We start from the raw sequence: 22295 nt of genomic DNA on the forward strand, positions 1-22295 counted from the left end.
CGTCCAACTCGACCACGTCGGGTCCGTCTCCAACGCGGCCAAGGTCATCGCCGCCCTGCACCCCGGGGAGAAGCGCCTGGTCTTCTGCGACTCTAGACGGCTCGTCGAAGAACTCGGCGCGGACCTGCGGGCCCGCGGCGTGACGACGTTCCTGTCCCACGCGTCCCTGTCCGCGGACGAGCGGCGACGCGCCGAGCGGGCGTTCGCCGGGGCCCGCGACTGCGTCATCGTGTCTACCAGCACCCTTGAACTCGGCATCGACGTCGGTGACCTCGACCGCGTCATCCAGGTCAACGCGCCTCCGTCGGTCGCCTCGTTCCTCCAGCGGTCCGGCCGTGCCGGGCGGCGCGCCGACACCGTCCGCAACTGCCTGTTCCTCGCCATCGGCGAACCCGGGCTCCTGCACGCCGCCGGGCTCCTGCTGCTGTGGAGCCGCGGCTGGGTGGAACCGGTCGTCGCGCCCCCGGAGCCCCGGCACATCGTCGCCCAGCAGATCCTCGCCCTCTGCCTCCAAGAGCATCGGATCGGTTCCCACCTGTGGGGCGACTGGCTCGGCCGCTTCGGGGACGGCGCCGAACCGGTCGTCCGCCACCTGGTCGAGCACGGCTACCTCGACACCGACGGCGGCATGCTGTTCATCGGTCCGGAAGCCGAGAAACGGTTCGGACGCCGGCACTTCATGGAACTGACCGGCTCGTTCACCGCCATGCCCGAGTTCACGGTGATCAGCGGCCGGGACGAGATCGGCCGCACCGACCCCGCGCTGCTCACCGAGCGCGTCGACGGCCCACGGCTGCTCCTGCTCGCCGGTCGCTCCTGGCGCGTCACCTGGACCGACTGGAAGCGCCGCCGGTGCTTCGTCGAACCCGCCGACGGCGGCGGGAAGGCCCGCTGGACCGTCCCAGCACTGAACGGCCTGTCGTTCGCCCTGGCCAGGTCGGTGCGCGAGGTCCTCCTCGGCGCGACACCCCCCGTCCGGCTGACCCGGCGGGCCGAACGCCTGCTCACCGCCGCGCGGGAGGCGGCGATCGACACCGTCCACCCCGGCGGCACGGTCATCACCCGGTCCGGCGACGACGTCCGCTGGTGGACCTGGGCCGGTCACCGGACCAACGCGACCCTGAAGGCGACGCTGGGCGAGATCACCGATCCCGAGCAGCGTGCGGATGACTTCTGTGTCCGCCTCCGCGCGGACCTCACCGCCCCCGTCTGGACGGCCGCACGGGACGAGGCCCGCGAGCATCCGTGCCTCCCGGCCCCCGACGTCCGGGCACTGCGCGGCCTGAAGTTCAACGAAGCACTCCCCCCGCGGCTCGCCGAAGCGACGCTGTCGGCGCGGTTGGCCGACCTGCGTGGTGCCGAGATCGTCTTGAACGAGCCCTGCCGCCTGCGGTTCTGAAACTCGGCGGACCTTTTACCGAGCGGGGGCGCAGGCTCGGCAGGAGGAGCCCTCCCGGCCCCGTGACCCCGGCGCGGGGGTGCCGGGGTCACGGGAGGGGTGAGGACCGGCTCGGCTGACGTCGGGCCGGCCGGTCCTCCGGGGGTCAGGCCGCGGCGAAGTCGTAGGTCGCGGTGACGGTGGCCGAGGACGGGCAGAAGAAGCCGCTCGTCTTGTTGACGGTCTGTTCGGTGAAGGTGGCGCTGACCGGGAGGTCGGTGCCGGTGAAGCTGCCGGTCAGGTTGCCGCCGAAGGTGCAGCCGATGGCGCTCATCGAGAAGCCGGTGAAGGTGGCGACGCCGTTGCTGAGGCTGCCGGACCACGGCAGGCCCTCGGGCGTGACGCCGACGCCGCAGCCGTCGACGGACGCCGAGGTGATGGTGAGGTTGCCGTTGGCGTCGATGGTGCCGCCCAGCGTGGAGTCGGTGCACTCGGCGGCGATGCCCGCGTCGATGATCATGTTGCCGTTGAGGGTGGCGGTGAAGTCACCGGCCGTCCAGGCCATGGCGGGGGTGGCGGTCACGGCGACGGTGAGGGCGGCCGCCGCGGTGGTCGAGGCGAGGGCGGCCAGTTTCTTGGTGCGGGACATGCGAGTCCTCATTTCGAACAGTGGGCGTCGCGCCTGCACCCGGGAACGGGGTGGGATGTCCTTCGACCCACACGAAACTCCGCCCATGTCGAATGGGCGAAGACTCAGCGATTCGAGGGCCTGGGGAGCAGCGGTGACCATTTCGTCGCCATCGACGTCGGGGTTCCGCAAGTAGAACGCGTTCTATTGGAACCATAAGCAATGGTCATTGAGCGGTCAACACCCAAAGGTAGATCATTGAAAATTCATTTGCGGGCATGCCACAAAACGGATCTTCGATGTGTCCGTAACCGGAGCCAGCGCTTCAGACCCGCAGCAGCATTGGCAAGAGGCGGCGCTCGTCCAGGAGCGGACACCGGGCAGCGGCACCGGCGAGGCGAGGAGCGGCCCCCCAATAAGAACCTGTTACAGACTGCCGCCAGCCGCTGGCGCGGACCGGATCGTTCGAGCGGACGCCGGTCGATGCTGAAATTTCACATCGCCTCTGATCCGCACTGAAAATCGAGCCCGGACTTCACGCCACCGGAGCTCTGGCCTGGTGATTTCTCGCGCGGGACCGGACTCTCGGGACGTTCTCGCGGGGGAACGGAGGCCATTGTCAGGCGGCCGGTTCCGGTTCATCGTGACGGGCACCGCCAGTGCCCGTGCGCATCCTTGAGGCACCCCGCAACGCGAGCGCCGGGCGCGCAGAGCCCGATTGCAGGTACCCATGAACAGTGCACGGAGACTGTGCCCCCTCCTCGCGATCCCGTCGGCACTCGTCCTGGCCCTGGCCGCCGCTCCCCCGGCCGCGGCCGCCCCCGAGCCCGAGACCGCCGGGCAGTACGTGGTGAGCGGTCCCGGTACCGTCCAGCAGCGCAGCCAGGTGGCACGGACCGGAGCCGCGATCGACGACGTCCGGGCGGGTGAGCTCGAGGTCACCGCCATCCCCTCCGAGGTACGGGCGATCCGGCGGCTCGGCTTCGCGGTCCGGCCGGCGCCCTCACCGGCCCCGGCTCCGACCAAGGCGGCGACGTCCTACCACACGTTCAGCGAGATGCGGCAGGAGGTCGACTCCGTCGCCGCAGACCACCCGCAGATCGCCCGCCGGTTCGTCGCCGGGCAGTCCTACCAGGGGCGCGACATCGTCGGCGTGAAGATCAGCGACAACGTGGCGGCCGACGAGAACGAGCCCGAGGTGCTCCTCATCGCGAACATCCACGCGCGGGAGCGGCTCACCGCCGAGCAGGCGCTCGACTACATCGGGCAGCTCACCGACGGGTACGGGAACGACGGCCGCATCACGGACCTGGTGAACAGCCGCGAGATCTACGTGATGCCGATGGTGAACCCGGACGGCCAGGTCTACGACATGACGAGCGACACCTCCCCGGGCCGGATGTGGCGCAAGAACCGCCAGCCCAACGCGGGGTCGACGGGCACGGACCTGAACCGCAACTTCGCCTACAGGTGGGGATGCTGCGGCGGCTCGTCCGGCAACGGCTCCAGCCAGACCTACCGGGGCCCCCGCGCGGAGTCGGCCCCCGAGACCAAGGTGATCGCCGACTTCGTGCGCAGCAGGGTCGTCGGCGGCCGGCAGCAGATCAGGATGTTCCTGGACATCCACTCGGTGGCGGAACTGGTGCTGTGGCCGTTCGGCTACACCTACGACAACACCGTCCCCGGGACCATGACCGCGGACGACGAGGCCGCCCACCGCACGATCGGCCGGGGGCTGGCGGGGACGAACGGCTTCGTCCCGCAGCAGTCCAGCGACCTGTACATCACCGACGGCACCACGATCGACTGGACGTGGGGCCAGTACCGCATCTTCTCGTACACGTTCGAGCTGGGCGGGGGCGGCTTCTACCCGCCGCCGTCCGCGATCGACCGGGAGGTCCAGCGCAGCCGCGAGGCCCTGCTGCGGCTGACCGGCTACGCCGACTGCCCCTACCGGGCGATAGACAAGGAGGCCCAGTACTGCGCCGCCTGACGTCGCAGTGACGGTTCGCCATGGGCGCGGGCGTCTCCATGTGCGCGGGAGCGGAGCAAAGAGATCGAATCCATTCGGTCAATGTCTCCGCTCCGCGCGGGTTCGGTGATCATCCGAAGCGTTCGCGGAGGGCGGGGAGGAGGTCGGACTCCGCCCAGGTGCGGAAGTCCTTCTGGTGCTCGTGCCCGGACTGGCAGAACGTCAGGTGGGTGAAGCCCGCGTCCGCGAACTTCTGGACGGCCTCGACGTAGTCGTCCACGTCGTCGCCGCACGGGACGGACTCGGCGACGTCCTCGGGGCGGACGGTCCCCGTCGCGGCTTCGAAGTTCACCGGGCCCGGGAGTTCGGCCATCACCCTCCACGCCGGGGCGGAGAACTTCCAGGTCCGGTGCGCCCGCTCCATGCACTCGTCGTAGTCGGCGCCGAAGGAGACGGGAATCTGCCCGTAGACGGGCTTGCCGGCGCCGCCCTCGGCGTGGAACAGGTCGACGACCTCCCTGATGGGCTGGTCGGAGATCAGCAGGTCGCCGTGCCGGGCCGCCAGCCGCCCGGCGCGCGGGCCGTAGGCGGCCATCCCGATCCGGACGGGCCGGTCCGGCAGGTCGTACAGCTTCGCCGAGTCGACGGTGAAGTGGCGGCCCCTGTAGTTGACGTAGTCGCCGCCGAACAGGGCCCGGATGATCTCGACGGACTCCTCGAACATCTCGTGCCGGACGTCCACCGAGGGCCATCCGCGTCCCACGACGTGCTCGTTGAGGTTCTCGCCGGAGCCGAGGCCGAGCGTGAACCGCCCGTCCGACAGGACGCCCATCGTGGCGGCCTTCTGCGCCACGACGGCCGGGTGGTAGCGCATGATCGGGCAGGTCACCTGCGTCATCAGCGGGATGCGGTGGGTGGCGTGGGCGAGCGCCCCGAGCACCGACCACGCGTAGGCCGAGTGGCCCTGGCTCTCCAGCCACGGGAAGTAGTGGTCGGAGATGGCGGCGTAGCCGAAGCCGGCCTCCTCGGCCTCCACCAGGTCGGTGACGAGTTGCTTGGCGGGTGTCTGCTCGCACAGCAGCGTGTATCCGAATTCCATGCCGGCTCGCATACCCGCCCGAATGATCCGAATCGTCAAGACACGGTCAGCGTTCTCCGGGCCGGGCGCCCCGCGTGTCAGTTGCCGAGCAGGTCCATGAGGTCGTCGGCGTGTTCCTCCTCCTCGGCGAGGATGTCCTCCATGATCCGGCGGGTGGTGACGTCGCCGTCGCCGAGCCAGCGGATGATCTCCTGGTAGGACTCGATGACGATGCGCTCGGCGACGAGGTTCTCTTCGAGCATGCCCTTGAGGTCGCCGTCGTCGAACGTCTCGTACGTCGTGTGCGACCGCTCGGCGAGCGTCTTCGGGTCGAAGTCCGGGTCGCCGCCGAGCTGGCTGATGCGCTCGGCGGCGCGCATCGCGTGGTCGCGCTCCTCGTCCGCGTGCTCGCTGAACTCCGCTGCCACCTGGGCGCGGTCGATCCCGGTGGCGCTGATCGCGTGCCGGGCGTAGCGCATCCAGCAGACGATCTCCGTGGCCAGCACGTCGTTGAGGACGCCGATCACCTCCCCGGCGCTCCTGCCGTACCCCTCGGTCACCGGGCCGTCGGTCATCTTCCGGCGCGCGCGGTCCCTGATCGCCGCCACGTCGATGCTGAAGCTGTTGTCGGCCATGCTCTCCTCCTGATCAGCGCGGACGTAGAGGCTCTACCCGCCGTGGGCGTGTCATGCCCCGGCCGGCGGGCCGACGGGGCCGTTGAACACCCCGGGGCTTGGCCACGCTGAGTGACATCTGCTATACGTAGAGATACCTCACTGCGATCCGCGGTGGGGCAAGGGACATCCGGTATCCACCTTGAGAACCGGGCGTGACAAGGAAGAAAAGGAACCACATGAAGTCCTTCAGCTACACCGAGCTGGACGAGCTCGTCGGCGAGGTCCTGCCGGAGCGCGCCGTGCTGTCCACCCTTCTCGTCGGCGGCGGCAGCGAGAACGAGAACGCCAACCTCAACCTCAACCACGGTGGCGGCGGCCACGACGGCGGTGGCACCACCGCGGTCGTCCCGCAGTGCCAGAGCAACATCACCAACCCGCAGGGCGGCCTCATCGGCGCGCTGGGTCTCAGCTCGCAGAACCCCGGCAGCTCCTTCACCTGCGCCGGCAGCACGGTGGTCTCGGGTCACTGATCCGACCGAGTATGACCGCGGGCCCAGGCCCGCTAGGGAAGGGCTGGCGTTCTCCCGCCAGCCCTTCCCCCTTCTTCCCAGACAAAGTGAAGGCGAGCGAATGACCACGTCACGACCCCACGCGGTGTCCTACGCCGAGCTGGACCGGCTCACCCCCGAGGTGCTCCCGGGACGGCTGCTGCTGTCCGCCCTCGCGCCGCAGGGCGGGGACGGCTCCACCACGGTCACCTACGCGTGCCAGGCGACCTACTCCCCCGGCACCACCGGGCTCCTCGGAACCGGCCTGCTGGCCCAGCCCGCGTACTCCACCATGACCTGCGTTCCGGGCACCGTGGTCACACAGCACTGATGGGCACGCCAGCCACGTCGGCCGTACACGGCGAGGAGCCCCCGGCCGCCCTCATCCTGCCCATGCTCGCCGAAGGCACCGAGCTCGTCGGCGAGTTCAAGAACTCCGGCTACCGGGAGCCGCCCCAGCTCGTCTGCCTGCCCAACCGGCAGCTCGCACGCCTGCCTCCCCTGCTCTACCTGGTCGTCAAGGCGCTGCACGAGCACCGGCACCTCGCGGACGCCGACGTCGCCCAGGCGCTGGACCAGGTGGCCGACGCCGTCAGCCGGGAGGCGGGAGCGCGGCTCACCGCCGAGCAGGTCGTCTACCTCGTCGACCGCAAGCTCGCCCCGCTCGGCGTCACCACCTACAGCGACGGCACGCCGCCGCCGTCGGAGGTCAAGGCCGACCCGTTCCTGGCGCTGAAGTTCAAGGTCGCGGTGTTCCCCGAGTCGTTCACCTGGTTCGTCGCCGGAATGTTCTCCTGGCTGTTCCGGCCCGTGGTGCTGGCGCTCATGGTGACCGCGTTCCTGGTGAGCGAGACCTGGGTGCTCACCACCCGGTCGATGGCCGACGCCCTCTCCCTCACGATCCTCAACCCGGTCAGCATCCTGCTGATCCTGGGCCTCGGGATCGCGTCGTGCGCGTTCCACGAGGTGGGGCACGCCGCGGCCTGCCGGTACGGCGGCGTCCGGCCGGGCGTCATGGGCTGCGGCATCTACCTGGTGTGGCCGGCGTTCTACACCGACATCACCGAGTCCTACCGGCTCGGACGCGGCGGACGGCTCCGCACCGACCTCGCCGGGGTGTACTTCAACGCCATCTTCGTCGTCGGGCTGGCACTGCTGTACCTGCAGACGGGCTTCGAGCCGCTGCTCGTCACCGTCCTGTACGTCAACCTCCAGATGATCCAGCAGTTGCTGCCGACGCTGCGGTTCGACGGGTACTACATCATGTCGGACCTGATCGGCATCCCCGACCTGTTCAAGTACATCGGGCCGATCCTGCGCCGGACGCTGCTGCGGCGCAAGGCGGACGCGAGGCTGAAGGACCTCAAGCGCTGGCCGCAGGTCTTCGTCACCTGCTGGGTGCTCACCGTGATCCCGCTGCTGGTCTTCCAGATCGGCCTCATCATCAGCCAGGTTCCCACCCTGGTCGCCAAGGACTGGTCGATGATCCGCCAGCTCGCTCGCGACGCCGCGAACGGGGCGGGGCTTCTGGACCTGTTCGCATCGGGGCTGCAGATCATCCTGCTGGTCCTGCCGCTGGCCGGCGTCGCGCTGATCCTGTTCAGCGTGGGGCGAGGGCTGGTGCGGTGGGCCGTCCGGTACGTGAACGGCCCCGCACCGGATCCGGTGCCGCACGCCTGAGCCCGCCGGACGCGCGCCGGGTGCCCTCGCGGGCGCCCGGCGCCCCCTTTTCCGCCGAATGCATTTTATACGCCTTTCGAATGACGCTTCAGATGGGCGGGCGGCGGGAACCTACTCCGAGTAAGTAGCGAAATCCGTCCACTCACCACCACCGAGCACGATCACCACCGGGCCCATCCCCGCCCGGCGGCGAACCGCGTCCCACGACGATTCCCGGTTCGCACACCAGCCGCACGACGGCGCTCCCCTTTTCGAATGCCGGCACACCCATACCGGCGTTTCCGGAAGGTCCCGCATTGCTTCGCCGCATGGCCACCGCCGCGGTTTCGGCGGCCCTCGCACTGATCGTCCCGCTCCTTCCGGCCGTCCCGGTGGATCGTTCCACCGCACGGGCCGGCACCGGCGCCGAGGTCGTCGCCGAGACGACCGTCGCCCCCCGCACCGTGGACCTGACCATCGACTCACCCGCCATGGGCCGCACCGAGAAGGCCCGGCTCCTCCTGCCGCCCGGCTGGTCGCCGGACACCGACCGCACCTGGCCCACCCTCTGGCTGCTGCACGGCGGAGTCGACGGCTACGAGGCCTGGACGCGCGACACCGACGTCGCCGAACTCACCGCCCGCACCGGCGTCATCGTCGTCATGCCGAACGGCGGACGATGCGGCAATTACTCCGACTGGTGGAACCACGGAGACGGCGGAACTCCCCAATGGGAGACGTTCCACATGACCGAACTCCGGCACATCCTCGAACGCGACTACAACGCCGGAGAGACGCGCGTTGTCGCCGGCAATTCCATGGGCGGTCTCGGCGCCATGCTGTACGCGGCGCGCTTCCCCGGCATGTTCGAGGCCGCGGCGGCGTTCAGTGGATACCTGGACACGCTGCACGGCCACGAGCCGGGGGACGACTCGACGGGCTGGGGCCCGGCGCTGGCGTGCCCCGGCACCGACTGGCGGCGGGTCTGGGGCGACCCCGACGACCAGGCCGCGATCTGGCGGGCGCACAACCCCGCCGACCTCGCCGGGCGGCTGCGCGGCGTGCGGCTGTGGGTGGCCAGCGGCAACGGCGAGGCCGGGCCGCTCGGCGGGATGCCGTTCACCGACCCGGTCGAGGCGGCCGCCTACGACAACGCCCGCGCGTTCGCCGGCCGGGTACGCGACCTCGGTATCCCCATCACCACCCGCTTCTTCGACGGGCAGCACGACTGGCCCTACTGGGAACGCGAGCTCCACCGGGCGTACCCGATGCTGCTGGGCGCCCTCCGGCTCAGGTAGGGCGACCCGGGCCGCTCAGGTCTGGTGGATCGGTTCCATCGCGTCCGTGGAGGCATCCGGCGGCCCGTGCCATTCGAGGAGCAGGACGGTGGCGTCGTCGTCGAGATGTCCCGAGTGATGGTCCAGGATGCTGTGGACGAGCCGCCGCAGCGTCTCCGGGACGGGCAGCCCGTCGGCCTCACGCTTGATGATGAAGTCGACGAAACGCTCCAGGCCGAATTCCTGCTTGTCCGGGTCGCGGGCCTCGACGACGCCGTCGGTGTACAGCAGGACGCGATCGCCCGGTTCGAGCTGCCGGCTGCACGCCTCGGGGACCACGCCGAGGCCGGTGCCGAGCGGGGTGCCCGGCCGGCAGTCCAGGGTGGACACCCAGCGTCCCTTGCGGAGGACGACCGGCGGTGGATGCCCGTACAGGGCCCACGACAGGATCCCCGTCCGGATGTCGAGCTCCGCCAGCACGGCCGTCACGAACCGCGCGCCGTCCTGTTCGTCCAGCACCTCCTCCATCCTCCGCCCGGTGTCGAGGAGGCCGTTGCCCTGGAGCCTGCTGTTCCGGAAGGCCGCGACGGCGAGGTTGGAGGTCAACCCGGCCGCGGTGTCGTGGCCCATGGCGTCGAAGACGCCGAGATGCACGGTGTCGCCCGCCAGCGCGTAGTCGAAGGCGTCCCCGCCCAGGTTGTAGGCCGGCTCCAGGGCGGCACCGATCACCACCTGGTCGTTGGCGAACGTCATCGGCGGCATCAGCCGCCACTGCATCTCCGCCGACACCGTCATGGGCCGGGTGCGCACCAGCCGGGAGAGGGAGTCGCTGTAGGGCCCCTTGCTGACGACCATGAGCGCGACGATCCCGGCGAGGTACTCGGCGTCGTCCTTGGCCTTCTCGTCGTCCTTGCGAACGGTGACCCGGAGCACCCCGATCCGCTCGGTCCCGTCGAGGATCGGCACCCAGCGATGGCAGGTCCCGTCGTCGAACACCTGGCCGGTCACCGCCACGACGGTCTGGTACGCCCGGCCCGCCACCGTTCCTTCGATCTTGTACTCCGCGACCTCGTCCCCGGGGTCCTGTCCGGCGTCCTCGCCCTTGCCGGTCAGCAGGCGCAGGACGCTCTGCCGCAGATCCGCCACGTAGATCACCACGTCGCGCAGACCCACCTCCGCCGCGTGCTCGACCACCGCGCCCGGCAACTGCTCCATGGACATCAGGTGGCTGGCCACCATCAGTTCTCTCAGCATCGGCTCGCCGTCCGCTCTCCCGCGTCCCTCGTCGTGGCCCGTCGCATCCTGACGATCTCTACCCACCATGGGCATGCGTATGTGGAGCCCCTGGTCAGGTGCGTTCCGGGGACGGGCTGGCGGCGGGCAGCATCGCCGCGATCTCGGGTTTCATCAGGTCGCGGACGCTCGCGTAGGAGGCGCCGAAGCTCAGGTTCTCGCAGCCGCCGCTGCCGCCGGCGAGGTGGGCGAGCCGGAACCCGGCAGGGTGGAAGAAGGCGCTCAGGTAAGGCGGGGCGATCTCCCTGCCCGGGCCGCTGGGCACCTTCTGGGGGAAGAAGTCGGAGCGCTTGAACCTTCCGTCGGGACTGCAGTCCTCCCACTCGCGCGCGTACCGGATCGGGCGCTGCTCGACGCGCGCCTGGAGGCGGCTCACGCCCCCGGCCGTCAACGTGCCGGCACGGAACACGTCGGCCGCGGTGAGCCTGCGGCCGGTGCGCAGGTCGATGGTGACGACCTCGCCGCCGGGGGACCCGTCCGCCTGCCTGCACCAGTCGGATGTCTGGAAATAGCGGACGGACACCAGCCTCGGGCCGCGTATCCCGAGCGTGGTCTGGGTACCGATCTGCACCGGGTTGCCCTTGCAGGGCAGCGCGCGGGCGCCGTCCTTCGCCATCTCGATGAGCCGGTCCAGCGGGCCGCGCAGCTCGGCGTTGATCCGGCGCTCCAGGGCCGGGTCGCCCAGGCCGCTGACGGTCGGGTACCGCACGTTCTGGATCTGGATCGTCGCCGGGTCGCCGGTGAGCGTCCGGTCGTCGGCGGCCATCGTCACGACGGGGTCGGGCGGCGGCTCCGTGGTGTCCTGCCTCGCGTAGATCGCGCCGCCGGCCGTCGCGGCGACCACGGCGGTGCCGGCGGCGGCCATCGTGCCCTTGCCGGCCGCCGTGGCGAGGAAGCCCTTGCTCACCGACGCTCCCACGGTGCCGGCGCCCATGCCGCCGCCCGCGCCGCCCGCGCCCGTCGCGCCGGCGGTGGCGGCGCCGGCCGCGCCCGCGGCACCGGACGCGGCCGGCGCGACCGTGAGCGCGCCCAGCGGGAACAGCGCGGCCAGGGCGACCGCGGCGACGGCCAGGGCGCGGACGCCGCGCTGCTCCCAGTCGCTCCCGTACGCGGCGGCCGCGGCGGACTCCAGCAGCGTCACGAACGCCGTGGCGCTCTCCGGCCGCTCCCCCGGGTTCTTCGCCATGCCCTCCCGGACGAGGGGGCGCAGCGGCTCGGGCACGTCCCCCATGTCGACCGGGGCGGTGAGGTGCTGGTTCATCAGCGCGACCCGGTCCGGGGCGGCGAACGGGCGGTGCCCGGTCACGCACTCGACGAACACGCAGGTCGCGGCGTACACGTCGGTGGCGGGGGTGGCGGGCTCGCCGCGCCACTGCTCCGGCGCCATGTACACGGGCGTCCCGGCGGACGAGCCGGCCCCGGACAGGACGGCGACGCCGAAGTCGACGAGCTTGCTGAGCCCGTCGGCCCGCACGACGACGTTCGCCGGCTTGTAGTCGCGGTGGACGACCCCGACGGCGTGGGCCGCCGCGAGCCCGAGCAGCGAGCCCTTCAGGACGAGCAGTGCCGCCTCCGGGGCGAGCGCCCCGTGTTCGCGCAGCACCTCCTTCAGCGACGCCCCGTCGATCGCCTCCATCACGATCGCCGCGCCGTGCTCGCTCTCCACGAACCGGTAGAGGCGCGCGACGTAGGGGCTGGTGAGGCGGCCGAGCATCCGCGCCTCGGCCTGCAGCCCCGCGACGGCCCTCGCGTCTGCCCGGACCAGGTACTTGATCGCGACCGGGGTACCGGACGTGGTGTGGCGGGCCAGGACGACCCTGCCCTGGGCGCCCCGCCCGAGTTCACGGTCCTCGGTGAACTCCTGCAGCCGCCAGTCGTCCATGCCGTGCTCCCGCGCCTCTCCGATCATGACCCCAGCCGATCATGACTCCAGCCGATCACGTCTCCACAGGACGGTGACGCCGCCGCGTGCGGAAATGTTCGCGGAAAGCCGGGGCGGCCGTCATCCTCAGCGGCCGGGAAGCGGGTGAGATGGGACACATCGCCCGCCGCGGGCGTGCGCGCCCCGGAACGTTCGAAGGCACAGGTCACGGGCCCGGATTATCGTCATCTGACAAACCGCACCGGAATTCGTGCCCATGAATTGCCGGAAGGACTGTGCTAAACCCATCTGGGGTTCGCCGAAGCGGAAGGATCTTCATGGGCGCAGCGGAGGCTCTCGCAAGGGTCATCGACACGAGGCGCTATCCGCTGGCCGAGCCGGAGGGCGCCGGATGGGACGCCGTCGTTTCCCGGACCCGAGAGGCGCTGGCGGATTCGGGGTGCTGCGTGCTGCCCGACTTCATTCGGCCTTCATTGCAGGAAGCGCTGAGCGCCGAATGCGCGGAGATCGCGCCGCGCGCCCATTACGACGTCGAAACCGTGAACGCCTACAACATCGACGTCGGCTCGCCATTGCCGGACGGTCACCCGGGGCGCATCACGATCGAGCGCGGCAACGCGTTCGTCCCCCGCGACCACATCCCCGCCGCGTTCATCGTCCACAGGCTGTACTCGAACGCGCTCTTCCAGCGGTTCGTCGCCGCCTGCTTCGGGCTGCCGCGCGTCCACGAGCTCGCCGATCCGCTGTCGGCGCTGTGCCTCAACGTCGTGAACCCGGGCATGGAGCATCCCTGGCATTTCGACACCAACGAGTTCACCGTCAGCCTGCTGACCCGGGAGGCCGAGGACGGCGGCGTCTTCGAGTACTGCCCGAACATCAGGTCGGCGGACGCGGAGAACTTCGGTGACGTGCGCAGGGTGCTGACCGGGCACGGCGGGGACCTCGTCCGGCGGCTGCCCTTGCGCCCCGGTGACCTGCAGCTTTTCAAGGGCCGGTACTCGCTGCACCGGGTGAGCACGGTGGGCGGGGACACGGCGCGGCACACGGCGATCCTCGCCTACAGCGAGCGCCCGGGGGTCATCGGCAGCGTCGCGCGCACGAAGCAGCTCTTCGGCCGCGTCCTGCCCGAGCACCTGGCGGCGGAGGGACGCGCCGTCAGGGTGGACCGGCTGCTCGACTGAGCATTTCCATCCGGCCCCGCCCCGAGGCCGTCAGCCGACGCAGAGCAACGAGGATGACGAAATGTTCACCAGGGAGGTTCTCCGTGCGCGTCGACACCACGGGAAAGGTCTCGCTCGACCACATCTACACGCGACCCGACCCCCGCGCCTACTTCAGCACGCTCCGCGAACTCGGCTACATCATCCCCGAACTGGCGAAGCCGCACTTCCACCGCTTCATCGCCGAATACCGGGAGGCGCACCAGGTACGGTCCCCGACCGTTCTTGACATCGGCTGCTCCTACGGCATCAATGCGGCGCTGGTGAAATACGGCGCCACCATGGGCGAGCTGTACGATCGTTACGGCGGCCGCGACGCCCACCGGCACACGCGGGCGAGCCTGCTGTCCCGCGACCGGGAGCTGATCCGTTCCGGTGAACCTGCGAACGACCTGCGCTTCCTCGGCCTCGACGCCTCGGAACAGGCCCTTTCCTACGCGCTCGAAGCCGGTTTCCTGGACGGCGCCGTCCACGCGGATCTGGAGAACGGCGAGCCGACCGACGAGCAGCGCGCGCAACTCGCCGAAACGGATCTGGTCATATCCACCGGCTGTCTCGGATACGTCACCGAGCGCACCATTTCCCAGGTCATCGAGGCGCACGGGGAGCGCAGGCCGTGGATGGCGCATTTCGTCCTGCGGATGTTCCCGTTCGACCCGATCGCCGAGACCCTCGACGCCGCCGGGTACCGGACCGTCCGCCGCGGCGGACCGGTCAGGCAGCGGCGGTTCGCGACGCCGCAGGAGCGGACGCTCGTGCTGGACCGCCTCGCGGGCGCGGGGCTCGACCCCGCCGGCCTGGAGACCGACGGCTGGTTCTACGCGCAGCTCCACATCTCCAAGCCACGCGGCTGAGGGATCTCCAAGCCGCCAAGCAGAGGCCCTGAGAACACGAGGCCTGAGAACACGAGGCCTGATAACACGAGGCCTGAGGACACGAGGATCGAATTGAACGCCAGCGAAGAACTCTCGACCCGCACCTTCGGCAACGAGAAGACCCTGCCGCGGGTGCCGCTGCCCACGCTCGACGCGACCTGCGAACGCTTCCTGGAGTGGTGCGGGCCGCTGCTGACCGATGACGAGCGGGCGCGGACCGAGTCCGCGCTGGCCGCGTTCGCCCGCCCGGACGGGCCGGGCCGCGCGCTGCACGCGGCGCTCGAACGCTACGACGCGGCCGAGGGCGTGCACAGCTGGCTCGACACCTTCTGGCCGTACCGCTACCTCGGCCGGCGGGACCGCATCGCACTGAACGCGAACTTCTTCTTCCTCTTCAAGGAGTCCGGCGAGGGCCAGGTGGAACGCGCGGCCGGGCTCATCGCCGGCGCGCTGGACTACAAGCTGCGGCTGGACGGCGAGAGCGTCCCGCCCGTCGTGCAGCGCGGACGGCCGCTCACGATGGAGCAGAACAAGTTCCTGTTCTCCACGACCCGCATCCCCGGCTTCGAGCAGGACACCGTCCGCGCGCCCTACACCGACGAGTGGCCGGGACCGTCGCGGGCCCGCCACATCGTGGTGTTCTTCCGCGGCAACGTGATCCGGATGGAGGTGCTCGGCCCGGACGGCCACCCCCACACGCTGGACGAGCTGATGGCGGGCCTGCACACGATCATGAAGGCCGAGACCGCCCCGGAACCGTCCACCGGGCACCTCACCACCAAGGCCCGCGCCGAGTGGGCCGAGAGCCGCCAGACCCTCCTCGCCCTCGACCCCGGCAACGCGAAGGCGCTCGACGACGTCGAGACGGCGCTGTTCTGCGTCTGCCTGGAGAACTTCACCCCCAGGAACACCCTCGACGCCTGCGACCACCTGCTGCACGGCGACAGCGGCAACCGCTGGTTCGACAAGGCCGTGTCCTTCGTCGTCTTCGGGGACGGCACCGCGGGTATCAACGTCGAGCACTGCGGCCTGGACGGCACGACGATCCTCAGCTTCGTCGACGCGCTGCTGGACACCTCCCCCGAGCGGCTGTCCCGGCGGTCGGGGGCCGCGTCGCAGGGCCTGCCCACCATCGAGCCCATCGAGTTCGTCCTCGACGACGGCCTGCGGCGCGACATCGAGGACGCGGCGTCGTCGTTCGCCGCCTACGGCGCGGCGACGGCCACCGCCGCCGTGTCGTTCGACGACTTCGGCACCGACGCGATCAAACGGCTCAAGATGTCGCCGGACGCGTTCGTCCAGATGGCCTACCAGCTCGCCCACCGGCGCGCGAAGGGCGTCACCGGCGCCACCTACGAGTCGATCGCGACGCGCCGGTACCGGCACGGGCGCACCGAGGCCATGCGCGTCGTCACCCCGGAGGTGCTGCGCTTCGTCGAGACCATGGACGACCCCGGCGCCGGCGCCGGCGCCCGCCGGGACGCGTTCCGCGCCGCCGCCGACGCCCACGTCAGGCGCGCGAAGGAATGCCAGACCGGGCAGGCGCCCGAGCAGCACCTCTGGGAACTGCAGCTGATCCAGCGGCGGCGCGGCGGCGAACTGGGCGTCACCGAGCCGCTCGCGCTGTTCGAGTCGCCCGGCTGGCTGACGATGCGGGACGACTACCTGAGCACCAGCTCGGCGCCGTCGGTCAACATCCGGTACTTCGGATTCGGGTCGACCAGCGAGCAGTGCATCGGCATCGCCTACGTGCTGCTCCCGGACCGCTTCAACGCCTACCTCAGCACCCCGCGCCCGGTGGCGGACGCGATGCACGCGTTCGCGGACAGGCTCCGCGAGGCCGTCCGCGAACTGCGCGACCTGCTCGCCTGATCATCGGTCACCGGCCCGGCCGGGCGGGGCGGTGGATCCGCCCGACCGGGTACAGCCAGCGCCGAAGCAGCCTGCTGAGCGCGGGCATGACGAACAGGGTGAGCAGCGGGATCACCAGGAGCGGGAACACCAGCGCCTGCACCGGCACCGGCCACGACTTCGTCAGCGGGGTGACGAACGCGTTCAGCGCCAGGCTGATCGGATAGATCGCGCAGAACGTCACGACGATCATCTTCATCTTGGACGGCGCCGGAACCGACTCCCCGGGCACGTTGAACCACGTCTCCAGCCCGGTGGTGTCCTGCTGGTGCTCCTCGGCGATCCCGCTGACCCGGTCGATCAGGTCCGCGCGCTCGCCGGACCTCAGCCACCGGTCGAGCCGCTCCTTGTCGGAGAAGCCGACGACGGTGTAGTACCGGTTCCGCGCGCCCTCGGCGCGCAGCCATGTCGCGCCCCGGTGCCCCGGGTACCGGATCGCCGCCTGGTGGAGGTCCTCGGCCCACTCCTCGAAGTCGCGTTCCCGGCCGGGCCTGACGTCCCACGTGACCACGATCGAGACGGGCTCGGTCTCCCCTTCGTCCATGTTCCGGAATGTGACCGATCGCGTCCCGTCCATGCGCGCCCGGGACCACGAGACGCGACCGGAACTACGTGGTCGCCAGCGCCTCGGTGGGGCTGAGGCGGGACGCGCGGATCGCCGGGTAGAGGCCCGCCACCGCGCCGATGACCAGGGTCGCCGCGACACCGCCCGCCACCGCCCATGCCGGGATGACGATCGGCCATCCCTGGTAGACGGCGTAGCCGGCGGTGACGATCGCCCCGATGAGCGCTCCGCCGGCGCCGCCGAGCGCGGACAGCAGCAGCGACTCGCAGAGGAACTGCGTGCGGATCTGGCCGCGGGTCGCGCCGAGGGAACGGCGCAGGCCGATCTCCGAGCGGCGCTCCAGCACCGAGATGACCATCGTGTTGGCCACCCCGACGCCGCCGACGAGCAGCGCGACCGCGCCGAGGCCGAGCAGCAGGCCGGTGAACGCCTCGCCCGCGGCCTTCCGTGCCGCCAGCGCGTCCGACGGGCGCGACACCTCCACCTCGTTCGGCGCCTCCGGGTTCGCCGTCGCGCCGAGCACGCCCTGGACGTCCGCGACGCTCGCGTCCTGCGACCGGGTGTAGATCGTCGTCGGATGACCGTCGAAGCCGAGCTGCGCCTGGGCGGCGGGCCAGCCGACCAGCGCGGCGGTGTCCAGCTCGGGTGCCAGCGGCGCCCGGTCGAGGATGCCGATGACCGTGAACCATCTGCCTCCGACGAGCACCTGGACGTCCGGGGCGGCATGGCCGATCCCGAGCCGTTCCGCGGCGGTCGCCCCCAGCACCGTCGCGGGGAAGCCGCCGGTCGCTTCGTTCAGCCAGACACCGCTGGTGAGCTCGACCCCCGTGGCGGTCCGCAGGTCGGTACGTGCCGCGTAGGCGGCGAGGCCCTTCGTCTCGGTATCGGGCACCTTGCCCGTCCGGTAGACCTTCGCCTCGTCCAGCAGCCCGATGGACGACACCTCCCGCACCGGCGCGATCCGGGACACCATCGCCTCGGACTCCGTCGGAAGCTGGGCCTGCTCGCCGGTCAGTGTGCTGCCCGGGGAGACGGTCAGCAGGTTGGTGCCGAGCGAGGCGAGGGTGCGGTCGAGATCGGCACGGGAGGACGAGGAGATGCCGACGACGGCGACCATCGCCGCGATCCCGATCGCGATGCCGAGCGCGGACAGGAACGCCCGCATCGGACGAGTGCGCAGGCCGACCGCGCCGACCCTGACCACATCCCCCGGCCACATCCGCGCGGGCCGCAGCACGGGGGCCGTCATCGGCCGGTCCCCGCGAGCGCGGAGCCGGTCCCGGAGCCGGTCCCGGAGTCGCCGACGATGAGGCCGTCGCGCATCCGGACCTGGCGGGGCAGCCCGGCGGCGATCTCCCTGTCGTGCGTGATGACCAGGACGGTCGTGCCGGCGGCGTGCAACTCGCGCAGCAGCAGCATCACGCCTTCCCCCGATGCCGAGTCGAGCGCGCCGGTGGGCTCGTCCGCCAGGAGCAGCGCGGGCTCGCCGGCCACCGCCCGCGCGATCGCGACGCGCTGCCGCTCACCGCCGGACAGCTCGTGCGGCTCGTGGTTCAGCCGGTGGCTGAGACCGACCCGCCGCAGCGCGTCCGCGGCCCGCCGGCGCCGAGCCGCCGGACGCAGCCCCGAGTACAGGAGGCCGTCCGCGACGTTGTCGAGCGCGGGTGTGCCCGCGGCCAGATGGAAATGCTGGAAGACGAAGCCGATACGGCTCGCCCGCAGCGCCGACAGCCTGTTGTCGGCCAGCAGTCCCACGTCGTGCCCGTCGATGTGGACGCTGCCCGAGGTGGGCCTGTCCAGCGTGCCGAGGACGTTCAGCATGGTCGACTTGCCCGAGCCGGACGGGCCGACGATCGCGGCCAGCTCCCCCGAGCCGATGTGCAGCGACACCCCGGCGAGGGCGTGGACGCCGCCCGGATACTGCTTCGTGACGTCCCGCAGATCGATCATTTCGGGACCCCCACGACCGTGCCCTCGGCGATCCCCTGCCCGGAGACCTCCACCTTCCCGTCCGCGAACAGCCCGGTCTCCACCGGGACGTAGGACGAGGTGCCGCCCTTGACGACCTCGACGCCGAAACCGCCTTCCCGGAGTGCCACCAGCGCGGTGACAGGCACCGTCAGCACGTCCTCGCGCTCACCCGCCGTGAACGCGACGTCGACCGAGGCCAGCACGTAGCCGGCGGCGGCCTTCTCCGCCTTCCCGGAGTCGAGCCAGATCGTCACCTCCACCTTCGTCGCCGGCTCCTCGCCCTGCTCCGCCGGCTCGATCACCGTAGTGACCTCGTCGATCTCGGCCGGGACGGTCTCGCCCTCCGGCAGCGTCACCTCGACGGCGGCGCCCTCCTCCGCCATCCGCTGGTCGGTGGTGTCCAGTTCCACGGTCACGGCCTTGGCGGTGCCGGTGTAGTCGAGCACCTTCTTGCCGGGTGAGGCGGGCTCGCCCGCGTCGGCCTGGACGCTGTCGACCCGGACGGGCCCGGCCGCGTACGCGACACGTCCGAGGTCCACGACGCCGGACTCCTCCACGCCGATGTCGTCCTGCCATTCCCGGACGGCGCCGGCGGTGCCGGACGTGTACTCGCCGTCCACGGTGAAGCCGTCGTAGCCGAGGGCGCTGAGGTTCTTCTCGAACCGCTTCACATCGGAGCCCTCCGTGCCGATCTTCAGCGGGCGGTAGGAGGGCTTCGACCCGTACATCAGCACGACCGGGTCGCCGTCCACCTCGAACAGCTCATGGCCCCGGGTGATCTCGTCGCCGCTTTCGGGAATCCTGGTCAGCGTGCCTCTCGCCTGGCTCGTCGCGGCGTGCGCCGGGCCGTAGCCGAGCTTCCCGTCCTCGGTCACGGTGTCCTTGAGCGTCTGTTTCGTGACCTTCGTGGTGCTGGGCGGCAAGCCCGTCGCGGCCCCGCCGCCGGAGTCCCCGCCGCCACCGAGCGCCGCGACGGCGGCGACACCGCCGGCCGCGGCCAGGGCCGCGACGGCCAGGGCGGTCTGCGGCCGCGGCCGGCCCCGGCGACGGCGGGGGGCCGGGCGATCCTCCTCCGGCACCGGCGGCCGCTCCACGGTGGTCTCACCCATCACTCGCCGCCTTGCAGGATGTCCTGGCACGCCTGCTGCGCCTTCTCCAGATCCGGGTCATCGCCGACCGTCCTCTTGTCGATCATGATCCCGCGCTGGCCGGGCTTGGGGTCCGGGAACTTCTCCACACCGTTCTCGCGCATGCACTCGGCGAACTTGCGGCCCCGCTCCTGCTGCTCCGGGTCCGGGGGGCCGGAGGCGTTCGCCTGCGGGTTGTACTTGCGGCACGCCTCCATCGCGCGCTCCATGGCCGCCCTCTTCTCCGGGCCTCCCTTGCTCTGGATCTTGATCCCCTCGCCGGGTTTCGGGTCCTCCATCTGGATGCCGTTCTCGCGCATGCACTGGGCGAACTTGACGCCCATCTCGTCCTTGCTCAGCTTGTCGCCGCCGCCCGCGGCCTCCTCCTGCTGCGCGCCACCCGCCGAGGCCACACCCGTGTCGTCCTCGTCGTCCCCGCCGCATCCGGCCAGCGTCAGCGTCAGGGCCAGCGGCAGGGCCGCCAGGATCCGCAGTCGCATGTGTCATCCCCTCGTCTCCACGGCCGGAGCGGTTCCGGCCGACGAGGGGCGATGCTTCCGGGCCGGGCGTTTCCCCCGCGTTTCCGCGTCCCGGGCCGTTCCTAACGGAAACAAAACACGGCGTCGGGCACCATCTCGGTCGGAGCCGAACGCCGGCGCGGGGTACGGGAGGAGAGGGCATGCGGGTGCTGGTGGTGGAGGACGAACGGCTGCTCGCCGGCGCGATCGCCGAATGGCTGCGGGACGCCGCGCACGCCGTCGACCTCGCCTACGACGGGGCAGCCGCCCTCGAACGCGCCGGCGTCAACGACTACGACGTCGTCGTCCTGGACCGCGACCTTCCCCTCGTCCACGGCGACGACGTCTGCCGGGAGCTGGTACGCGGCGAGCGCACGGCGCGCGTCCTGATGCTCACCGCCGCAGCCGAGATCACCGACCGCGTCGGCGGCCTCGGGCTCGGCGCCGACGACTACCTGACCAAGCCGTTCGCGTTCCCCGAGCTGGCCGCCCGCGTCCTCGCCCTCGGCCGCCGCTGCCGGCCCGCCGCGCCGCCGACACTGCGCCGGGCCGGCATCACCCTCGACCCGGCCCGCCGCGAGGTGTTCCGGGACGGGCGCTACGTCCCCCTCGCGAAGAAGGAGTTCGCCGTCCTCACCGAACTGCTCCGCGCCGGCGGCGCCGTCGTCTCCGCCGAGCAGCTGCTTGAGAAGGTGTGGGACGAGCACGCCGACCCGTTCACCGGCGCCGTCCGCCTCACCGTCCTCAAGCTGCGCCGCAAGCTCGCCGACCCGCCCGTCGTCGAGACCGTCAAGGGAGCGGGGTACCGGATCCCATGAGGCTGTCCCTCCGCGCCCGGCTGACCCTCACCTACGGCGTCCTCTTCTTCGTCGCGGGCGTGCTGCTCCTCGGCGTCACCTACGTCCTGTTCACCCAGCAGCTGCCCCGCGGCGACACCAAGTTCCTCGCCACCCGCACCGGCCCCGGCCCGGCGCCCACGAACGGCGACAGCCGGTTCATCGCCGAAACCCAGCGCCGCTTCGAGGAACAGCGCGACGAACTGAACGACGCGGCCGTCACCTCGCTCGTCACGCAGGGGTCGATCGCGCTCCTGGTCGTCGGCGGGGCCGCCGCGGGTTTCGGCTGGCTCATCGCGGGCCGCGTCCTCACCCCGCTGCACCGCGTCACCGACACCGCCCGCCGCATCGCCGGGTCCCCCGCCGCCGACCGGAGCCTGCACGAACGCATCGCCCTGCGCGGCCCCCGCGACGAGGTCAAGGAACTCGCCGACACCTTCGACACGATGGTCGAACGCCTCGACCGCTCCTTCGACGGCCAGCGCCGCTTCGTCGCCAACGCCTCCCACGAGCTGCGCACCCCCCTCACCCTGGGACGCGCCCTGGTCGAGGTGGCGATGCACCGCGAGTCGGCGTCCCCGGACGTCCGGCAGCTCGGCGAGACCCTCCTGCAGATCAACGCCCGCCACGAACGCCTCATCACCGGTCTGCTCCTGCTCGCCCGATCCGCGAACGAGATCACCGCCCGCGCCCCCGTCGACCTCGCCGACGTCGTCAGCCACGTGACGTCCCAGACCGCCCTGGAGGCCGAGGACGCCGGCATCACCGTCGAGTCCGACACCGCCGAGGCCATGACCGCGGGCGACGCGCTCCTCCTCGAACGGGCCGTCCAGAACCTCCTGGAGAACGGGCTGCGCCACAACTCCGAATCCGGCTGGGTCAGGATCTCCACCCGGACAGAGGACGGCCACGCCGTCCTGGAAGTCTCCAACTCCGGCCC

General features: G+C 71.1%; 21 protein-coding genes. 11 read left to right on the top strand and 10 right to left on the bottom strand.

The window, feature by feature from the left end:
* On the top strand, window positions 1-1399 hold a 1399-nt coding region (locus tag E1285_RS30225; RefSeq protein ID WP_132157969.1), incomplete at its 5' end, for a helicase-related protein.
* Between the two features lie 145 nt (window positions 1400-1544).
* Here the strand turns inward: E1285_RS30225 and E1285_RS30230 are convergent.
* Window positions 1545-2027: a hypothetical protein gene (locus E1285_RS30230; protein ID WP_132157970.1), complete on the bottom strand. Its 483-nt coding sequence runs from the start codon at window positions 2025-2027 to the stop codon at window positions 1545-1547.
* A 709-nt stretch (window positions 2028-2736) separates the two neighbouring features.
* Between E1285_RS30230 and E1285_RS30235 the strand changes: the two genes are divergently transcribed.
* The gene (locus E1285_RS30235) at window positions 2737-3999 is read left to right on the top strand and encodes a M14 family metallopeptidase (RefSeq protein WP_132157971.1); all 1263 of its coding nucleotides are present in this window, start codon (window positions 2737-2739) and stop codon (window positions 3997-3999) included.
* 109 nt (window positions 4000-4108) lie between these two features.
* On the opposite strand, the gene E1285_RS30240 is transcribed toward E1285_RS30235, so the two are convergent.
* Window positions 4109-5077, bottom strand: coding sequence for a TIGR03557 family F420-dependent LLM class oxidoreductase (locus tag E1285_RS30240; protein ID WP_132157972.1), 969 nt, complete (start codon window positions 5075-5077; stop codon window positions 4109-4111).
* 77 nt (window positions 5078-5154) lie between these two features.
* Window positions 5155-5691 carry a DUF892 family protein gene (locus tag E1285_RS30245; protein ID WP_132157973.1) on the bottom strand — a complete coding sequence of 179 codons (537 nt, stop codon included), beginning with the start codon at window positions 5689-5691 and terminating at the stop codon, window positions 5155-5157.
* A 218-nt stretch (window positions 5692-5909) separates the two neighbouring features.
* Between E1285_RS30245 and E1285_RS30250 the strand changes: the two genes are divergently transcribed.
* From E1285_RS30250 to E1285_RS30265, 4 genes are all read left to right on the top strand, one after another.
* Window positions 5910-6203, top strand: coding sequence for a hypothetical protein (locus tag E1285_RS30250; protein ID WP_132157974.1), 294 nt, complete (start codon window positions 5910-5912; stop codon window positions 6201-6203).
* Between the two features lie 100 nt (window positions 6204-6303).
* Window positions 6304-6552: a hypothetical protein gene (locus E1285_RS30255; protein WP_132157975.1), complete on the top strand. Its 249-nt coding sequence runs from the start codon at window positions 6304-6306 to the stop codon at window positions 6550-6552.
* Window positions 6552-7901 (top strand): hypothetical protein, encoded by a 1350-nt coding sequence (locus E1285_RS30260; RefSeq protein WP_132157976.1) that lies wholly within the window; start codon window positions 6552-6554, stop codon window positions 7899-7901. The genes E1285_RS30255 and E1285_RS30260 overlap by 1 nt, the downstream gene beginning before the upstream one ends.
* A gap of 308 nt (window positions 7902-8209) precedes the next feature.
* Complete coding sequence (locus tag E1285_RS30265) at window positions 8210-9178, top strand: alpha/beta hydrolase family protein (protein WP_132157977.1); 969 nt, start codon at window positions 8210-8212, stop codon at window positions 9176-9178.
* A gap of 15 nt (window positions 9179-9193) precedes the next feature.
* On the opposite strand, the gene E1285_RS30270 is transcribed toward E1285_RS30265, so the two are convergent.
* Together E1285_RS30270 and E1285_RS30275 are read right to left on the bottom strand one after the other, a co-directional pair.
* Window positions 9194-10411, bottom strand: coding sequence for a PP2C family protein-serine/threonine phosphatase (locus E1285_RS30270; protein ID WP_132157978.1), 1218 nt, complete (start codon window positions 10409-10411; stop codon window positions 9194-9196).
* Window positions 10412-10505: 94 nt separating this feature from the next.
* Entirely contained in the window at window positions 10506-12359 is a 1854-nt protein-coding gene (locus tag E1285_RS30275; RefSeq protein ID WP_132157979.1) for a serine/threonine-protein kinase, read from the bottom strand.
* 290 nt (window positions 12360-12649) lie between these two features.
* Here E1285_RS30275 and E1285_RS30280 point away from each other — a divergent pair, with 290 nt between their 5' ends.
* From E1285_RS30280 to E1285_RS30290, 3 genes are all read left to right on the top strand, one after another.
* Window positions 12650-13513, top strand: coding sequence for an arpA protein (locus tag E1285_RS30280; RefSeq protein ID WP_132157980.1), 864 nt, complete (start codon window positions 12650-12652; stop codon window positions 13511-13513).
* An 83-nt stretch (window positions 13514-13596) separates the two neighbouring features.
* Window positions 13597-14406 carry a class I SAM-dependent methyltransferase gene (locus E1285_RS30285; protein WP_132157981.1) on the top strand — a complete coding sequence of 270 codons (810 nt, stop codon included), beginning with the start codon at window positions 13597-13599 and terminating at the stop codon, window positions 14404-14406.
* 93 nt (window positions 14407-14499) lie between these two features.
* Window positions 14500-16299, top strand: coding sequence for a choline/carnitine O-acyltransferase (locus E1285_RS30290; protein ID WP_132157982.1), 1800 nt, complete (start codon window positions 14500-14502; stop codon window positions 16297-16299).
* Between the two features lie 7 nt (window positions 16300-16306).
* On the opposite strand, the gene E1285_RS30295 is transcribed toward E1285_RS30290, so the two are convergent.
* From E1285_RS30295 to E1285_RS30315, 5 genes are all read right to left on the bottom strand, one after another.
* Window positions 16307-16882, bottom strand: a complete 576-nt coding sequence (locus E1285_RS30295; protein ID WP_132157983.1) for an antibiotic biosynthesis monooxygenase — start codon at window positions 16880-16882, stop codon at window positions 16307-16309.
* Between the two features lie 64 nt (window positions 16883-16946).
* A complete protein-coding gene (locus E1285_RS30300; protein WP_132157984.1) occupies window positions 16947-18152 on the bottom strand; it encodes an ABC transporter permease in 1206 nt (401 codons plus the stop codon).
* Window positions 18149-18853: an ABC transporter ATP-binding protein gene (locus E1285_RS30305; RefSeq protein ID WP_132157985.1), complete on the bottom strand. Its 705-nt coding sequence runs from the start codon at window positions 18851-18853 to the stop codon at window positions 18149-18151. Before E1285_RS30305 ends, E1285_RS30300 begins: the two co-directional genes overlap by 4 nt.
* A complete protein-coding gene (locus E1285_RS30310; protein ID WP_132157986.1) occupies window positions 18850-19983 on the bottom strand; it encodes a peptidoglycan-binding protein in 1134 nt (377 codons plus the stop codon). Before E1285_RS30310 ends, E1285_RS30305 begins: the two co-directional genes overlap by 4 nt.
* Complete coding sequence (locus E1285_RS30315) at window positions 19983-20501, bottom strand: hypothetical protein (protein ID WP_132157987.1); 519 nt, start codon at window positions 20499-20501, stop codon at window positions 19983-19985. The genes E1285_RS30310 and E1285_RS30315 overlap by 1 nt, the downstream gene beginning before the upstream one ends.
* Before the next feature lie 179 nt (window positions 20502-20680).
* On the opposite strand from E1285_RS30315, the gene E1285_RS30320 reads away from it, so the two are divergent.
* Together E1285_RS30320 and E1285_RS30325 are read left to right on the top strand one after the other, a co-directional pair.
* A complete protein-coding gene (locus tag E1285_RS30320) occupies window positions 20681-21337 on the top strand; it encodes a response regulator transcription factor (RefSeq protein ID WP_132157988.1) in 657 nt (218 codons plus the stop codon).
* The coding region (locus E1285_RS30325) for a histidine kinase dimerization/phospho-acceptor domain-containing protein (protein WP_132157989.1) at window positions 21334-22295 on the top strand (962 nt) is incomplete at its 3' end. The genes E1285_RS30320 and E1285_RS30325, both read left to right, overlap by 4 nt.

Source organism: Actinomadura sp. 7K507, from assembly GCF_004348425.1.
Lineage (GTDB): Bacteria > Actinomycetota > Actinomycetes > Streptosporangiales > Streptosporangiaceae > Spirillospora.

Excerpts from the sequence above, each read along its gene's own strand:
- E1285_RS30230 (WP_132157970.1), bottom strand. The coding sequence starts at position 2,027 with ATGTCCCGCACCAAGAAACTGGCCGCCCTCGCCTCGACCACCGCGGCG.
- E1285_RS30235 (WP_132157971.1), top strand. The coding sequence starts at position 2,737 with ATGAACAGTGCACGGAGACTGTGCCCCCTCCTCGCGATCCCGTCGGCA.
- E1285_RS30240 (WP_132157972.1), bottom strand. The coding sequence starts at position 5,077 with ATGGAATTCGGATACACGCTGCTGTGCGAGCAGACACCCGCCAAGCAA.
- E1285_RS30245 (WP_132157973.1), bottom strand. The coding sequence starts at position 5,691 with ATGGCCGACAACAGCTTCAGCATCGACGTGGCGGCGATCAGGGACCGC.
- E1285_RS30250 (WP_132157974.1), top strand. The coding sequence starts at position 5,910 with ATGAAGTCCTTCAGCTACACCGAGCTGGACGAGCTCGTCGGCGAGGTC.
- E1285_RS30255 (WP_132157975.1), top strand. The coding sequence starts at position 6,304 with ATGACCACGTCACGACCCCACGCGGTGTCCTACGCCGAGCTGGACCGG.
- E1285_RS30260 (WP_132157976.1), top strand. The coding sequence starts at position 6,552 with ATGGGCACGCCAGCCACGTCGGCCGTACACGGCGAGGAGCCCCCGGCC.
- E1285_RS30265 (WP_132157977.1), top strand. The coding sequence starts at position 8,210 with ATGGCCACCGCCGCGGTTTCGGCGGCCCTCGCACTGATCGTCCCGCTC.
- E1285_RS30270 (WP_132157978.1), bottom strand. The coding sequence starts at position 10,411 with ATGCTGAGAGAACTGATGGTGGCCAGCCACCTGATGTCCATGGAGCAG.
- E1285_RS30275 (WP_132157979.1), bottom strand. The coding sequence starts at position 12,359 with ATGATCGGAGAGGCGCGGGAGCACGGCATGGACGACTGGCGGCTGCAG.
- E1285_RS30280 (WP_132157980.1), top strand. The coding sequence starts at position 12,650 with ATGGGCGCAGCGGAGGCTCTCGCAAGGGTCATCGACACGAGGCGCTAT.
- E1285_RS30295 (WP_132157983.1), bottom strand. The coding sequence starts at position 16,882 with ATGGACGAAGGGGAGACCGAGCCCGTCTCGATCGTGGTCACGTGGGAC.
- E1285_RS30300 (WP_132157984.1), bottom strand. The coding sequence starts at position 18,152 with ATGACGGCCCCCGTGCTGCGGCCCGCGCGGATGTGGCCGGGGGATGTG.
- E1285_RS30305 (WP_132157985.1), bottom strand. The coding sequence starts at position 18,853 with ATGATCGATCTGCGGGACGTCACGAAGCAGTATCCGGGCGGCGTCCAC.
- E1285_RS30310 (WP_132157986.1), bottom strand. The coding sequence starts at position 19,983 with ATGGGTGAGACCACCGTGGAGCGGCCGCCGGTGCCGGAGGAGGATCGC.
- E1285_RS30315 (WP_132157987.1), bottom strand. The coding sequence starts at position 20,501 with ATGCGACTGCGGATCCTGGCGGCCCTGCCGCTGGCCCTGACGCTGACG.
- E1285_RS30320 (WP_132157988.1), top strand. The coding sequence starts at position 20,681 with ATGCGGGTGCTGGTGGTGGAGGACGAACGGCTGCTCGCCGGCGCGATC.